The organism is Agrobacterium sp. S7/73, assembly GCF_019355535.1.
Taxonomy (GTDB): domain Bacteria; phylum Pseudomonadota; class Alphaproteobacteria; order Rhizobiales; family Rhizobiaceae; genus Agrobacterium; species Agrobacterium tumefaciens.
On record NZ_CP072137.1, the window covers coordinates 691,549 to 704,519 of the forward strand.

Here is a 12,971-nt window from a genome sequence, read left to right on the forward strand (position 1 = left end):
CGTCCCTCAAGCCGCCGGGAAAATCTTCGCACGGCGGATGATGACGGAACCGCGATCGCCTGCCGCGACATCATTTTCCGGCGGCACGTCGAATTCCAGGAGATCGCCGCCATCTGTGCTGGCGATCACCCGCCGCTCGCCTGCCCGGTCGAGAACCCGCGAAACCGAGGCTGGAATGCCCTCGTGCAGATCTTCCCATTCCAGGTCGGAGGGACGGGCATAGATCTCGACGGCGCCATCTGCCTGACCGTAGGAGAAAGGCAGTTCGTTGTCACCGACATAGACCTTTCCGCCGCGCGCCACGCCGGACACACGGTTGGCATCGCCGAGAAAGCGCATGACGAAGGCGCTGTTCGGCTGGCGGCAGACTTCCTTCGGCGTGCCCTGTTGCACGATCTCGCCCTGATTGAGGATGACGACGCGGTCAGCGAGATCCAGTGCCTCTTCCTGATCATGCGTCACGAAAATCGTGGTAATGCCCAGCGCGCCGTGAATTTCACGCAGCCAGCGGCGCAGGTCGCGGCGCACATTGGCATCCAGCGCGCCGAAGGGCTCATCCAGTAGAAGCACTTTGGGATCGACCGAAAGCGCACGGGCCAGCGCCACACGCTGCCGCTGCCCACCGGAAATCTGCGCCGGGAACCGGTCGCCCAGACCGTCAAGCTTGACCAAGTTCAACAGTTCCCTGACCCGCGCATCGATCGCGGCCTTGTCGCGCTTCACCTTCGACACCTTCATGCCGAACGCGATGTTTTCATGCAGCGTCATATGCGGAAAAAGTGCGTAGTGCTGGAACACGAAACCGACGCCGCGATCGCGCACCGGAATATTGGTGGCGTCTTCGTCTCCAAAAAAGATGCGGCCGCCATCGCTATATTCGAGACCGGCGACCATGCGCAGGATCGTCGTCTTGCCTGAACCGGAGGGGCCGAGCAGCGCCAGAAGCTCGCCACTTTCAATATCGAGCGAAACATCGCGCACCGCGCGGAAGGTATCGAAAGTCTTCACCACATTTTCGAGGCGGATTTTCATGGGAATCAGGTCTCCATGGCGATGGCGGCACCGCCGCTGGTCTTCTTGGCCCCGCGCCCGGCGCCGCGCCGTTCCAGCGCCACCTTGGCGATGATGGTGATGACAGCGAGCAGAGCGAGGATGGAGGCCGACGCAAAGGCGCCCGCCGTCTGGTAATCGTGATAAAGCAGCTCGATATGCAGCGGCAGCGTGTTGGTCTGGCCGCGAATATTGCCTGACACGACCGACACCGCGCCAAATTCACCCATGACGCGGGCGTTGCACAGAACGACGCCGTAGAGCAGTGCCCATTTGATATTCGGTAGCGTCACCGAAAAGAAGGTGCGCCAGCCGGATGCGCCAAGCGAGGTGGCCGCCTCCTCCAGATCGCGGCCCTGCGCCTGCATCAATGGGATCAGCTCGCGCGCCACGAAGGGTGCCGTGACGAACATCGACGCGATGACGATGCCGGGTAGTGCAAAGAGTATCTTGATATTGTGCGCATCGAGGAACGGCCCAAACAGCCCCTGCAGCCCATAAACGAAGAGATAGGCGACACCGGCGACGATCGGCGAGATGGAGAAGGGTATCTCGATCAGCACCAGCAGGAAGCGCCGGCCGGGAAAATCGAATTTAGTGATCGCCCATGCGGCTGCGACGCCGAAGGCCGTGTTGATCGGCACCGCAATCAGCGCCGTCAGCACCGTCAGCATGATGGCGTGGCGGGTATCGGGGTGGGTGATGGTCGCTGAATAGACCTTCCACCCCTGCGAAAAAGCCTCGACCCCGATGATGGTCAGAGGAGCGACAACCAGGAACGCGCCGATGACGAGCACAAAAGCGATCAGGCTACGGCGAACCCAGGGCGCGTCACCGACGCGCGGTGGCTTGCGATGCGAGGAAATGGCGCTCATGTCTCAGCTCCTCACCGTATAACGAAGCGCACGCGCCTGCAGGTAATTGGTCACCGCCAACATGACGAAGGCCGCAATGAGCAGCACGGAGGCGATGGCGGCGGCGGCCTGATAATCATATTCCTCCAGCCGGATGAAGATCAGCAGTGCCGTAATTTCCGTTGAAAACGGCTGGTTGCCGGCAATGAAAATGATGGCGCCGAACTCACCGAGGCTGCGCGCGAAAGAGAGCGAGAGACCGGCCAGCAGAGCTGGCGTCAGAAGCGGCAGGATGACCTTGCGGAAGATTTCTAGATCGGAACCGCCGAGCGATTGCGCCGCCTCCTCCAATGCCGGATCGAGGTCTTCGAGCACCGGCTGCACGGTGCGCACGATGAAGGGTAGACTGGTAAAGGCCATCGCCACCATGATGCCGAGCGGCGTATAGGCAACCTTGATGCCGAATTGCGCAAGCACCGAGCCGAACCAGCCGTTACCCGCAAACAGCGTCGTCAGCGCAATGCCGGCAACGGCGGTGGGAAGCGCAAAAGGCAGATCGACAATGGCATCGACAAGGCGCCAGCCGGGGAAACGGTAACGCGTCAGCACCCAGGCGAGCGCCAGTCCGAAAACGACGTTGAACAAGGTCGCGGCGAGAGCGCAGAGCACCGTGACGCGATAGCTCGCAACAGCGCGCGGCGAAGAGATAATGGCCCAATATTCGGCTGGCCCGAGGCTCGCCGCCTTGAACACCAGCGCCGAGAGCGGCAGAAGCACGATGATGGCGACGTAAGTGAGGGTAACGCCGAGGGACAATTTAAGCCCCGGCAGAACATTCCGCTTCAAACCCCGCCCCCAATTCATCATAAAGCGACCCGGCAGTTTCCCGCCGGGTCTTTTACCTGTTGCATATCGTCGTGATTAACGGCTGCCGTAGAGCGTATCAAGCGTCGCGCCGGACGCAAAATGCTCTTTCTGGATTTTATTCCAGCCGCCGAAGACGTCATTGACATTGACGAGGCGAATGGCCGGGAACTTGTCCTTGAACTCGCCGACAACCTTTTCGTTGTGAACGCGATGGCCGAATTCGGCAGCAATGCGCTGGCCCTCTTCGGTATAGAGGAAATCGAGGTAGCTCTTCGCCAGCTCGCGCGAGCCGCGCTTGTCGACCACCTTGTCCACCACGGCGACCGGGAATTCGGCGAGCAGGCTGACGGAAGGCACCACGCCTTCAACCTTGTCGGCGCCATATTGCTTGGCAATGCCGCGGGTCTCGGCTTCGAAGGTGATCAGCACGTCGCCGATTTCACGTTCCACGAAGGTGGTGGTGGCGGCGCGGCCTCCGGTGTCGAAAACAGGGGTGTTGTCGAAGATTTTCTTGACGAATTCCTGAACCTTCTTCTCGTCGCCGTTGAACTTCTCCTTGGCATAGGCCGTGGCGGCGAGATAGGTGTAACGGGCGTTACCCGAGGTCTTCGGATTGGGGAAAACCACCTTCACGTCGTCACGGGCAAGATCGTCCCAGTCCTTGATGTGCTTGGGATTACCGGCACGCACGAGGAAAGACGGGAAGGAATAGAACGGCGAGGCGTCGTTTGCGAAATCCTTCTGCCAGTCGGCGGAAACGAAACCCTGCTTCACCAGAAAATCGACATCCGTTACCTGGTTGAAGGTGACGACATCGGCTTCCAGACCCTCAACGATGGCACGCGCCTGCTTGGAGGTGCCGGCGTGCGACTGATCAACCGTGATACCCGGATGCAGCTTGATGAAAGCCTCGTTCTCGGCTGCGAAAACCTCACGGGCAACATCGTAGGAGGCGTTGAGAATGGTGGTCGGAGACTGCGCCTGCGCCGCACCTGCAAAAAGAGCGGCAATGGCAGTGCCGACGATGAGAAGACGTTTCATGAATACCCCCGGAAAATCGAATGGTCGTCAACATAACGGGGGGCGACAACGCCTGCGAGCAACAGCCGTGCGTTAAGCAGAAGCGTATTAGAAATTTCACCCAAGCAACAGCAATTCAAAAGGTGATGATTTCATATATCTCCGCAAGCCGGATTTCTTTTGCGTTGCGCAATCTAAAGGCGGTGCTCGGGAAAGAGATTACCGGAATGTTTGGTAAAATATGGCAGAAGGTCTTCTTCACGCACCTCTTCCAGCTGTGCCGGTCGCCAGCGCGGATTGCGGTCCTTGTCGACCAGGGCCGCACGCACGCCCTCATAAAAATCATGACCCCGCAATATCTCCGTGCCGGCGGCAAATTCCCGTTCGAGGCATTCGATGAGGCTGGCGCTTTCCCGCCCCAGACGCAGCAGCTTCAGGGTTAGTTTGAGACTGGTAGGGGAGCGTTTTTTGAGAATTTCCAGAGTCTCGCGCGAAAACGTATCGTCACGCTCCGAAAGTGCTGCGAAAATCTCCTCGACCGTGTCGAAACGGAATGCCGCGTCGATGATCTCACGGTGTGCCGACAGGCCCCCCTCACCAGCTTCGACGGTATAAGTTCCGATTACCGCCTCGACACCATCAGGATCGAGCGCTTGTGATAGATTCTGCACCAAATCTGTAAGGCGCGCAGAAGGGACGAAATAATCGGCAAAACCGGCATAGATCGCATCGGCAGCAGAGACCGCATTGCCTGTCAGCCCCAGCCAGGTGCCGCATTCGCCCGGCGCTCTGGGCAAAAGCCAGGAACCGCCGACGTCAGGGAAATAGCCGATACCGGTTTCCGGCATGGCAAGCTTCGTCCGCTCGGTGACGATGCGGTGGCTGGCATGGGCGGAAATGCCGACGCCGCCACCCATGACGATGCCGTCCATCAACGCGACATAAGGTTTACCAAAGCGGGCAATGTGATAATTCAGCGGAAACTCTTCGCGCCAGAAATCCAGCACCTGCGGATCGCCCGCTTTGCCGAGATCGTGAATGATGCGAACGTCACCCCCCGCACACAGCCCCCTGTCGCCTTCTCCTGTCAGCACCACGCAGGAAACGTCAGGGTCATCCTCGAAACGGTGAAGCGCCTGGAGCATGGCACGAACCATCGGCAGCGTCAGGCTGTTGATGGCTTTCGGACGGTTCAGGTGGATGATGCCCGCCCCTACCCGTCTCTCGATGACGACCTGCGTCTCCGCTTCCGTTGCAACTTCCAAGGTCGCCTCCTCCGCTACCGTTCACCAGCCCATCTTGGAGGTCCGGGCGCGATCACGCAACGTTGATCTTGTCCTTCAGGAACGTCTTTCGCTCAAACCGCTTTCACCCGCGTAAAATGCCTGAAATCCGCTTTCGCAATGCAGCATGTTTGCTTGACGCCCGGAAAATCATGGCATGTAATGGAGTTTGAAATGCCGGCATTGATTCCTGTCGAGCGTGTGCCGGACCAAGCGGAATGTCGCCTTGTCAAAGGCGTTGTCAACAGCAACGGGAGACGAGCATGCAGGTTTCGGAACAAGAGTGGATCAGCAAACGGGCCTATACACTTTGGGAAAAGGAAGGCCATCCTCATGGCCGTGACGCGGACCATTGGGAACAGGCAAAGCATGAATTTTCGCTGCTGAAGACGTCGGAGGCGACCAAGCCTGCCCAGCGCAAGAAAGCAGCGCCGAAGACCGCTGCTGCGGAGCCGGAGGCACAAGCCCCCGCAAAATCCAAGGCCCGCGCACGCAAGGCCGCAACCGCGAAATAAAAGTACTCTCGTGACAATCTGAACCGGCAAATGAAAAGCCCGACGAAATCTCGCCGGGCTTTGTCTGTTTATCGCGGATCGCAACCGGGATCACCGACCCGGCAACCGCCCTGAAAGTTTTCCGAAGCGGGCGCGCGGCGTGGATCATCCCACTGGCGGCGCTCCGGACGACGCTGGCCTTCGTCCTGATTTGGTTGGCGATCGCGATTGCGGTCGCGATTTTCTTCCTCGAACCGAGGACGGTCACCATCTCGACGCGGCCTGTCCTGGTTTCCATCGCCCCGGTTTCTGTCACCCTGGTTCCAGTCGCCGTAACGGCGCTCCCAGCGGCCATCATTCGGTCCACCGCCCTGACGCGGATCGCGCCATTCATCCCGGCGGCCATCACGCCATTCGTCGCGCGGACGCGGGCGTTCCCAGTCACCGCGCGGCGGCGGAGGCGCAGCATTCCAGTAACCGCCTGATGGCGGCGGACGACGCCAGCGGTCACGCTCGCGGTAGAAGTCACGGTCACGATAATAACGGTCCCAATAACGACCGGCTTCGAAGGTGATCACGGGAACGCCGAGATCGCGGTAATAACGCGGCTCAACGTAGACCCGGTTCTGCCTGAACGTCGTCTGGATGTAACGACCGGCGACCCAACCACGACCGCTGACGAAAGAGACGTCGCACCACGGCGTATCGGACAGGCAGCCATGTACCGTCAATGGTGCGCCGACCGGGATCACGACCACGGCCGGATAGGCTGTGCTCGGACCGGAGCGCATATTCACATTCGCGGTGGCAAAGCCGCGAGTCGCAGCTTCGGCAAGGGCCGGCGCGGCGAGCATGGCCACCAGCGCAATTGCGCCAAACAGTTTTTTCTTCACTTACTTCTCCTCAAGCAAAAGCCCGCTTTGCCCTTGTCGGCGTCCATCGATTTCGATGGACGAGCATGCGTTCCACATACTGCCATGACTGGAAAATACGCCGTGTTCCATGAACGCAGCATGAAACAAATTGCAACCCGTTTCAGTTCCACCTGCGGCAATGAAGCACCCGGGAATTTGCCGACGGAATGTGCCGCCGGTCTTGACTTCGGGGATCAATCATCCGACTTCAATGCAACAGCAATATGGAGCATAACCATGAGCGAAACCGCACAGACGACCGTCGACCAGAGCGAAGTGGATCGCTTCTCCGCGATGGCTGCGGAATGGTGGAGCCCGACGGGCAAGTTCCGGCCGCTGCACAAATTCAACCCGGTGCGGCTTGAATATATCCGCAACCGCATCTGCGATAATTTCGGCCGCGACCCGAAGGCGCACCGCCCGCTTGAAGGGCTGCGTGTGCTGGATATCGGCTGCGGCGGCGGCCTGCTTTCCGAACCCGTGGCGCGCATGGGCGCGGACGTGGTGGGCGCCGACCCTTCAGAAAAGAATATCGGCATCGCCTCCACCCACGCCCGTGAAAGCGGTGTCAGCGTCGACTACCGCGCCGTGACCGCCGAACAGTTGCTGGAGGCGGGCGAAACCTTCGACGTCGTCCTCAACATGGAAGTGGTCGAGCATGTGGCCAATGTCGATCTCTTCGTCACCACCTGCGCGAAAATGGTGCGCCCCGGCGGGCTGATGTTCGCCGCCACCATCAACCGCACGCTGAAAGCCCGCGCGCTCGCGATCTTCGCCGCCGAAAACGTATTGCGCTGGCTGCCGCGCGGCACCCACCAATATGAGAAGCTGGTTCGCCCGGATGAGCTTGAACGGCCGCTGGTGGCCAGCGGCATGGATATCGTCCACCGTACCGGCGTCTTCTACAACGTATTGCAGGACCGCTGGAACCTCTCGCCGGACATGGAAGTCAACTACATGATGCTGGCGAAAAGACCCGCATAAAGCCAGCGCACCCAATTCGCCGGTCATGAACGACGGATGACGTCGCCCTAAGTGGTGGACGTCATCAAAATCGTAGGCAAACTCAATTCACATCATCGGGCAGCACCGGCAACGGTGCAATCTCGATGCCCTCGTCAATCAGGGCCTTCGCGTCCTGGGCAGACGCGTGGCCGATGATGCCGCGTTCGTCGGCCTCGCCATAATGGATCTTGCGGGCTTCTTCGGGAAATTTATCGCCGACATCTTCCGCATTCGCGCAGATATTGGCGACCGCTTCGCGGATTTTTGCGAGCGCCTCTTTTCTGGCCGCGTCCATGGCGAGCGTCTGGCGTTCGTCTTTTTTGCGGGCGGTGGAGACCGAAGGCGCCATCAGAAGTTTGGAAACCTGCGGGGAATTGCACATCGGGCAGGACAGGAAGCCGCGCTGCAACTGATTGTCGAAATCGTCGCTTCCGGAAAACCAGCCTTCGAACTCATGGCCCTTTTCACAGGCCAACGCATAACGGATCACGCCGCCTCACCTCCAGCAGGAATAACCGTGTCCAGTCCGAACTCGCGGGCATTGCGCAGATTGGGGATTTTCCCGCGCGCGGCAGCCACGAGAGACGTGTCGATCTCTGCGAAAATGATCTCTTCCCCGGCGCCACCGGCCATTGCCAGCACCTTGCCCCAGGGGTCGATGATGATGGAATGGCCGAACGTGACCCGCCCGTCCTCATGCAGGCCGGCCTGTGCGGCGGCAATGACGAAAGCGCCGTTTTCAATGGCGCGGGCACGCAGCAGAATTTCCCAGTGGGCTTCCCCTGTCTGGCGGGTGAAGGCGGCCGGAACCGTCAGAACCTCGGCGCCGGCGAGTGCCTCCGCCCGGAAAAGCTGCGGGAAGCGCACATCGTAGCAGATCGCAAAGCCGAATTTCCCCAGTGGCAGCTCAGCAACGCGAGCGACAGCGCCGGGTTCGTAAGCCGCACTTTCGCGCCAGCTTTCGCCATTGTCGAGATCGACATCGAACATATGGATCTTGTCATAGCTGCAGATACGCGAACCGTCAGGCGCAAACAGAAAACCGCGATTGGCAATCTTGCCATCCGGGCGGGCAATCGCTGTCGAGCCGACATGGACATGGATGCCGAGTTCGCGTGCCAGCCGCGCGGCGGTCGCAACGATGATATCGCCATCGTCGTCACGCAGCTGGGCGCGAAGCGCCTGCCTGTCCTTCTGGAGAGCGCCGGTCATTTCCGGCGTCTGAACATAGACAGCGCCCGCAGCCGCAGCAACACGTACCAGGCGCTCCATATCGGCGGCATTTTTCACCGTATCGACACCCGAGCGCATCTGAATGGCGGCAGCCTTGAAAATCATCACGTCCTCCGTATCGAAAATCGAGCCGATTAAGCGGCAAGCATAACGTCGAGTTTGCCAGCACGCTCCAGTGCATGTAGATCGTCGCAACCGCCGATATGCTGGCCGTTGATGAAGATTTGCGGGAAGGTCGTTCCGCCGGATTTCTCGATCATTTCCTGCCGGTACTCCGGCGTCGTCGTCGCGTTATATTCGGCGTAATCGACGCCCTTGCTGTCCAGCAACGCCTTGGCGCGCGCGCAATAACCACAAAAATCCCGTGTATAGATCGTTACCGGTGCCATGTATTTCGAAGCCTCGCAAACGTGTGCTGAAACGCACGATATCCTCGTTTCATTCAGGCTTCATATAGGACCGGAAATGGCCATTGCAAAGGTCAAAACGGTCACATCCGTAGCACCCGCCTTCCGCAAGACGCGACTTGCCGCGCCCACCGTCGCACCAGTGGTATAAACATCATCCACCAGCACCACTCGCTTGCCATAAACATCGGTTTTTCGGCCGGGCGCTATTGCAAAAGCACCCCGCACATTGTCCTGCCGGGCAAGCGCTGAAAGCCCCACCTGCCGCTCGGTCGGCTTCACGCGCACCAGCGTGCCGGCAAGCAGCGGTTTGCCGGTGGCCTTGGCCAGATGCCGTGCGAGCTCAGCGGACTGGTTGAAACGGCGACGCCAGAAGCGGTGGCGATGCAGCGGAACCGGCAAGATACAGTCGCAGCTATCAACCGTTCCGTCGCTTGCCCGCAGCATCCACAGCGCCATGAAACGCGCAAGATCGGTCCGGTCCTGATATTTCAGCCGGTGTACGAGTTTACGCGCGGTTCCCTCATGGCTGGCAACAGCACGCAAACGGTCGAAAGGCGGTGGGTCGGCGATGGCTTGTGCGCTCACAATACCCGCGCCGTGATCCCGGGCGAAGGGGATACCCAGAACCTCGCAAAAAGGCCGATCGATAAAGGCCACATCCCGCCAGCAATCCGCACACAGGGCACCCTCGCCGCCGGTCATGCGGGAACACCCTGCGCAAGTGGGAGGATAGACCATGCGGAAGGCCGAGTGCAACACGCTGCGTGCCGCCATCGACACCGTCGCGGACTTCGACAGCAATCCCGAAAACAAATCTTCACCAGCGCCCATGAGGTTGACTTTAGCGCCGAACGGGTGCCTTTGCGAGAGAGATATGTTTCGGCCTCTGACCGGAAAAACAATGCCCGAAGCGGCATGACAGCAACGATGCGGCCCGCCGATCCCAAAGGCGCTACAGGCCGAGCAGGCACGACGATGGATATTCTCTTTGACCAGGCCCTGATCGAACAAAATCGCCGCCGGGCGTGGAACCGGCGTGACGACAAGGCCCTGTTTCTTCTCGACATGGCCGCCGACGAGTTTGCCGACAGGCTCGCCATCGTCGAGCGCCGTTTCGAGACCGCAATCGAACTGCACGGCGGGACGGGCATCACCGCCCGGCGTGTGACTGAGACGGGCAAGGTGGAATCCATCCGCCGTATCGAGACGGATACCTCCTTTGCGACGGATGGGAATCTGCCGCAGGTGGCCTCCATGGAGCATCTGCCGCTCGAAGAAGCCTCCGCCAATCTCATTGTTTCCCCGCTTGCCCTCCACCTCACCAACGACACCCCCGGTGCGTTGATCCAGATAAGGCGGGCGTTAAAGCCGGACGGGCTGTTTCTCGGAGCCATTCCCGGCAGCGGCACATTGCAGGAACTGCGCGACGTGCTGTTGACGGCAGAAGCCGAGTTGACCGGCGGCGCCAGCCCGCGCGTCATTCCCTTTGCCGATGTGCGCGATGTTGGCGCACTGTTGCAGCGTGCCGGTTTTGCGCTTCCCGTCACCGACGCGGAAACTTATACGGTGCGTTACGACTCGATTTTTCCGCTGATGCGCGATCTGCGCGCCATGGGCATGGCCAATCCGCTGGCAAGCCGCAGCAGAAAACCGCTCAATCGCGCTTTTTTCCTGCGGGCAGCGGAGCTTTACGCCGAACGTTATTCCGATCCGGACGGGCGGATCAGAGCCACGTTTTCCATCATCTATGTCTCAGGCTGGGCACCGCACGAGAGCCAGCAGAAACCGCTGAAACCTGGTTCCGCCAAAATGCGCCTTGCCGATGCCTTGAAGACGACCGAAGTCAAGCTTTCCTGATAGGCGTAGCGCAGGCCTCAGATGTTGGCAAAAGTATCGGCGAGGAACTGGAATACAGCATTGATGTTGCTGCCGATGGTGGCTCCGCCACCGATGATGGTGGCGGAAATAACGCCGACGATCAGGCCGTATTCGACTGCGGTCGCGCCGTTTTCGTCTTTAAAGAAACGAATAAAACAATGCAGCACGGGATATTCTCCATCCGCCATCCGGTGATTACGCTAACCGGCATTATATATTGCTAAAATCGAATTTATACTATGCCACGGGCATGAGGAATCCGTTACCGATGATGGTAAACGATCAGCAACCGCTCTCGCTGCTATAGCCCGTCACGACACAGGGCATCTCGGGCATCGGCTGGGTTATGCTGCGGCGGATGGAATAGGTCTTGCCGGCATCGGTCTTCTTGATGGAGCCGGTGCTTATCATGTCGTAATTGTCGGAGAACTGCGCGACGCGCGTTGATGATTTTCCGGCAAGCATGGGGGTGACTATCAAGGAAAGAGCAATCACAGCCGTCCCGAAAAGCAGCGCGACATTAAGAACGCCGGTGCGACGGGATTTGTTGGAGTAAGACTGACGACCTTCCACCGTCTTCCAGAAATCCTCGTTCATAGCCAACCTCATACGCGCAGTTTACCGCTTCTTTAGCTTAACAATCTGCCAGAGGGTGCTGAACGATCTGTTAACACAGCCTCGTTTTGGCACGGTAAAGCGGAGTTACGGGATGTTTTCAACAGGCTGCGCGAGGGGATGGAACCCGCCAGGTAGGTCGCTTTAAATCAAATCCTGAAGGAAGGGGATGAGCGGCTCGTCGGCCGGCGGCATCGGATAATCACGCAGAGCCTGCGGCTTTACCCATTTAATTGCCTGTCCTTCGCGCCCATGGGCCATGCCTTCATAACGACGGCACACGTAAAGCGGCATCAGCAGGTGAAAAGTCTCGTAGGTATGGCTGGCGAACGTCAGCGGCGCAAGGCAGGCTATCTTGGTCTTGATACCCAGCTCCTCGTCCAGCTCGCGGACAAGGGTCTCCTCCGGTGTTTCGCCTTGTTCCACCTTGCCGCCTGGAAATTCCCACAGGCCGGCAAGCGACTTGCCCTCAGGTCGTTGCGCCAGAAGAATACGGCCGTCCTGATCGAGAAGGGCGCAGGCGGCAACCAGCAGGATTTTTTTGCCCGCTTCGCTCATTCTTCACCAGCCTTGCGCCAGTAGCGATAGGAATAGGCCTCGGTGAAGCCGAATTTTTCATAAAGTGCAATCGCGGGCGCATTTGTGGAGACGACCTGCAACCAGGCGCTTTTGGCGCCGCTGATGCGGGCCCAGCGCAGTGCTGACGCCAGCAGCTGCGTGCCGAGGCCCTTTTTCCGCTGCGACTTCTCGACATCGAGGGAAAGAATGCCGGCAAGATCGTTATCCTGCACGCAGATAACGGTGGCAAGTGCGCTGCCCCCTGCTTCTTCGTTGATGAACAGGCCAAGGGTCGGCTTGATCGAACTGAGGATTTCAGCGATCGCCGGGCGCAGGGTCGGGTCGCCATCGCTGACCTTGATGCTCGCCTCGACAAAACGGCCAATATCGTGGCTCGGCAGGCTGACCAGCGTTTCCGGCAGTTCCATGCCAGCGAGATCGGCCGTCATGACCTTGACCTCCTCAACCATGGACCAGCCGTCCTTTACCAGAAAATCCTTGAGCTGCGGCGGCATCAGCGTCGTTTCGCGCACCACCAGCGGACGGCCGAAATCCTCGAAGCGCTTACGCGCCTTTTCCAGCCGCACCGCGCAGTTTCCATAATCGGAAGGATCGAGCGGCACCACGCAATTGATGCGTTTGGATGGATGCGACCCCGTCAGGCGGATTTGCCAGCTACCGTCATAAATCACCGACGAGGCCGGCCATGCCCGAAAGCTGACTGCTTCCAGACGGCGAACCAGCGGCAGATTGACGATTTTATTGTCCTGCATTCTCTTCGGCTCCAACG

General features: G+C 59.5%; 17 protein-coding genes. 3 read left to right on the forward strand and 14 right to left on the reverse strand.

Translation table 11 applies throughout. The features are described 5' to 3' along the window. Nucleotides 1-6: 6 nt before the first annotated feature. The 5 genes from J5276_RS18070 to J5276_RS18090 form a co-directional block, all read right to left on the reverse strand. Entirely contained in the window at nt 7-1,032 is a 1,026-nt protein-coding gene (locus J5276_RS18070; RefSeq protein ID WP_003511215.1) for a sulfate/molybdate ABC transporter ATP-binding protein, read from the reverse strand. Between the two features lie 5 nt (nt 1,033-1,037). After that, entirely contained in the window at nt 1,038-1,925 is an 888-nt protein-coding gene (gene cysW / locus J5276_RS18075) for a sulfate ABC transporter permease subunit CysW (protein WP_174012038.1), read from the reverse strand. A gap of 3 nt (nt 1,926-1,928) precedes the next feature. Beyond that, nucleotides 1,929-2,771, reverse strand: a complete 843-nt coding sequence (gene cysT, locus J5276_RS18080) for a sulfate ABC transporter permease subunit CysT (protein ID WP_083211639.1) — start codon at nt 2,769-2,771, stop codon at nt 1,929-1,931. Between the two features lie 54 nt (nt 2,772-2,825). Further along, nucleotides 2,826-3,812 (reverse strand): thiosulfate ABC transporter substrate-binding protein CysP, encoded by a 987-nt coding sequence (gene cysP, locus J5276_RS18085; RefSeq protein ID WP_065704336.1) that lies wholly within the window; start codon nt 3,810-3,812, stop codon nt 2,826-2,828. 173 nt (nt 3,813-3,985) lie between these two features. Continuing rightward, nucleotides 3,986-5,056 carry an enoyl-CoA hydratase/isomerase family protein gene (locus J5276_RS18090; protein WP_065704338.1) on the reverse strand — a complete coding sequence of 357 codons (1,071 nt, stop codon included), beginning with the start codon at nt 5,054-5,056 and terminating at the stop codon, nt 3,986-3,988. 281 nt (nt 5,057-5,337) lie between these two features. Here J5276_RS18090 and J5276_RS18095 point away from each other — a divergent pair, with 281 nt between their 5' ends. After that, on the forward strand, nt 5,338-5,589 hold the full coding sequence (locus tag J5276_RS18095; RefSeq protein WP_065704340.1) for a DUF2934 domain-containing protein: 252 nt from the start codon (nt 5,338-5,340) through the stop codon (nt 5,587-5,589). A gap of 68 nt (nt 5,590-5,657) precedes the next feature. Here the strand turns inward: J5276_RS18095 and J5276_RS18100 are convergent, their stop codons facing one another. Beyond that, complete coding sequence (locus tag J5276_RS18100; protein ID WP_003511225.1) at nt 5,658-6,461, reverse strand: SH3 domain-containing protein; 804 nt, start codon at nt 6,459-6,461, stop codon at nt 5,658-5,660. Nucleotides 6,462-6,719: 258 nt separating this feature from the next. On the opposite strand from J5276_RS18100, the gene ubiG reads away from it, so the two are divergent. Continuing rightward, nucleotides 6,720-7,466, forward strand: coding sequence for a bifunctional 2-polyprenyl-6-hydroxyphenol methylase/3-demethylubiquinol 3-O-methyltransferase UbiG (gene ubiG / locus J5276_RS18105; protein ID WP_026330704.1), 747 nt, complete (start codon nt 6,720-6,722; stop codon nt 7,464-7,466). Nucleotides 7,467-7,548: 82 nt separating this feature from the next. On the opposite strand, the gene J5276_RS18110 is transcribed toward ubiG, so the two are convergent. From J5276_RS18110 to J5276_RS18125, 4 genes are read right to left on the reverse strand one after another with little or no spacing between them, the layout of a single operon-like run. After that, nucleotides 7,549-7,977 carry a DUF1178 family protein gene (locus tag J5276_RS18110; protein ID WP_174012040.1) on the reverse strand — a complete coding sequence of 143 codons (429 nt, stop codon included), beginning with the start codon at nt 7,975-7,977 and terminating at the stop codon, nt 7,549-7,551. Next, entirely contained in the window at nt 7,974-8,825 is an 852-nt protein-coding gene (locus J5276_RS18115) for a carbon-nitrogen hydrolase family protein (protein ID WP_003511228.1), read from the reverse strand. The genes J5276_RS18110 and J5276_RS18115 overlap by 4 nt, the downstream gene beginning before the upstream one ends. 29 nt (nt 8,826-8,854) lie before the next feature. Continuing rightward, on the reverse strand, nt 8,855-9,109 hold the full coding sequence (gene grxC, locus J5276_RS18120; RefSeq protein ID WP_003511229.1) for a glutaredoxin 3: 255 nt from the start codon (nt 9,107-9,109) through the stop codon (nt 8,855-8,857). Nucleotides 9,110-9,169: 60 nt separating this feature from the next. After that, entirely contained in the window at nt 9,170-9,904 is a 735-nt protein-coding gene (locus J5276_RS18125) for a ComF family protein (protein WP_370647634.1), read from the reverse strand. Nucleotides 9,905-10,105: 201 nt separating this feature from the next. On the opposite strand from J5276_RS18125, the gene J5276_RS18130 reads away from it, so the two are divergent. Next, entirely contained in the window at nt 10,106-10,987 is an 882-nt protein-coding gene (locus J5276_RS18130; RefSeq protein ID WP_065704534.1) for a methyltransferase domain-containing protein, read from the forward strand. 17 nt (nt 10,988-11,004) lie between these two features. On the opposite strand, the gene J5276_RS18135 is transcribed toward J5276_RS18130, so the two are convergent. The 4 genes from J5276_RS18135 to J5276_RS18150 all read right to left on the reverse strand — a co-directional run bounded on the left by J5276_RS18135 (nt 11,005) and on the right by J5276_RS18150 (nt 12,954). Continuing rightward, a complete protein-coding gene (locus J5276_RS18135; RefSeq protein ID WP_153793397.1) occupies nt 11,005-11,196 on the reverse strand; it encodes a Flp family type IVb pilin in 192 nt (63 codons plus the stop codon). A gap of 94 nt (nt 11,197-11,290) precedes the next feature. Continuing rightward, nucleotides 11,291-11,605, reverse strand: coding sequence for a hypothetical protein (locus tag J5276_RS18140; RefSeq protein ID WP_003511234.1), 315 nt, complete (start codon nt 11,603-11,605; stop codon nt 11,291-11,293). A 162-nt stretch (nt 11,606-11,767) separates the two neighbouring features. Further along, nucleotides 11,768-12,181, reverse strand: coding sequence for an 8-oxo-dGTP diphosphatase MutT (mutT, locus tag J5276_RS18145; RefSeq protein WP_065704347.1), 414 nt, complete (start codon nt 12,179-12,181; stop codon nt 11,768-11,770). Beyond that, nucleotides 12,178-12,954 carry an N-acetyltransferase gene (locus J5276_RS18150; protein WP_013761724.1) on the reverse strand — a complete coding sequence of 259 codons (777 nt, stop codon included), beginning with the start codon at nt 12,952-12,954 and terminating at the stop codon, nt 12,178-12,180. Before J5276_RS18150 ends, mutT begins: the two co-directional genes overlap by 4 nt. Nucleotides 12,955-12,971 lie beyond the last annotated feature (17 nt).

Coding starts and splice junctions, on each gene's coding strand:
- J5276_RS18070 (WP_003511215.1), bottom strand. CDS start 1,032: ATGAAAATCCGCCTCGAAAATGTGGTGAAGACTTTCGATACCTTCCGC.
- cysW (WP_174012038.1), bottom strand. CDS start 1,925: ATGAGCGCCATTTCCTCGCATCGCAAGCCACCGCGCGTCGGTGACGCG.
- cysT (WP_083211639.1), bottom strand. CDS start 2,771: ATGATGAATTGGGGGCGGGGTTTGAAGCGGAATGTTCTGCCGGGGCTT.
- cysP (WP_065704336.1), bottom strand. CDS start 3,812: ATGAAACGTCTTCTCATCGTCGGCACTGCCATTGCCGCTCTTTTTGCA.
- J5276_RS18095 (WP_065704340.1), top strand. CDS start 5,338: ATGCAGGTTTCGGAACAAGAGTGGATCAGCAAACGGGCCTATACACTT.
- ubiG (WP_026330704.1), top strand. CDS start 6,720: ATGAGCGAAACCGCACAGACGACCGTCGACCAGAGCGAAGTGGATCGC.
- J5276_RS18115 (WP_003511228.1), bottom strand. CDS start 8,825: ATGATTTTCAAGGCTGCCGCCATTCAGATGCGCTCGGGTGTCGATACG.
- grxC (WP_003511229.1), bottom strand. CDS start 9,109: ATGGCACCGGTAACGATCTATACACGGGATTTTTGTGGTTATTGCGCG.
- J5276_RS18125 (WP_370647634.1), bottom strand. CDS start 9,904: ATGGCGGCACGCAGCGTGTTGCACTCGGCCTTCCGCATGGTCTATCCT.
- J5276_RS18130 (WP_065704534.1), top strand. CDS start 10,106: ATGGATATTCTCTTTGACCAGGCCCTGATCGAACAAAATCGCCGCCGG.
- J5276_RS18135 (WP_153793397.1), bottom strand. CDS start 11,196: ATGGCGGATGGAGAATATCCCGTGCTGCATTGTTTTATTCGTTTCTTT.
- J5276_RS18140 (WP_003511234.1), bottom strand. CDS start 11,605: ATGAACGAGGATTTCTGGAAGACGGTGGAAGGTCGTCAGTCTTACTCC.
- mutT (WP_065704347.1), bottom strand. CDS start 12,181: ATGAGCGAAGCGGGCAAAAAAATCCTGCTGGTTGCCGCCTGCGCCCTT.
- J5276_RS18150 (WP_013761724.1), bottom strand. CDS start 12,954: ATGCAGGACAATAAAATCGTCAATCTGCCGCTGGTTCGCCGTCTGGAA.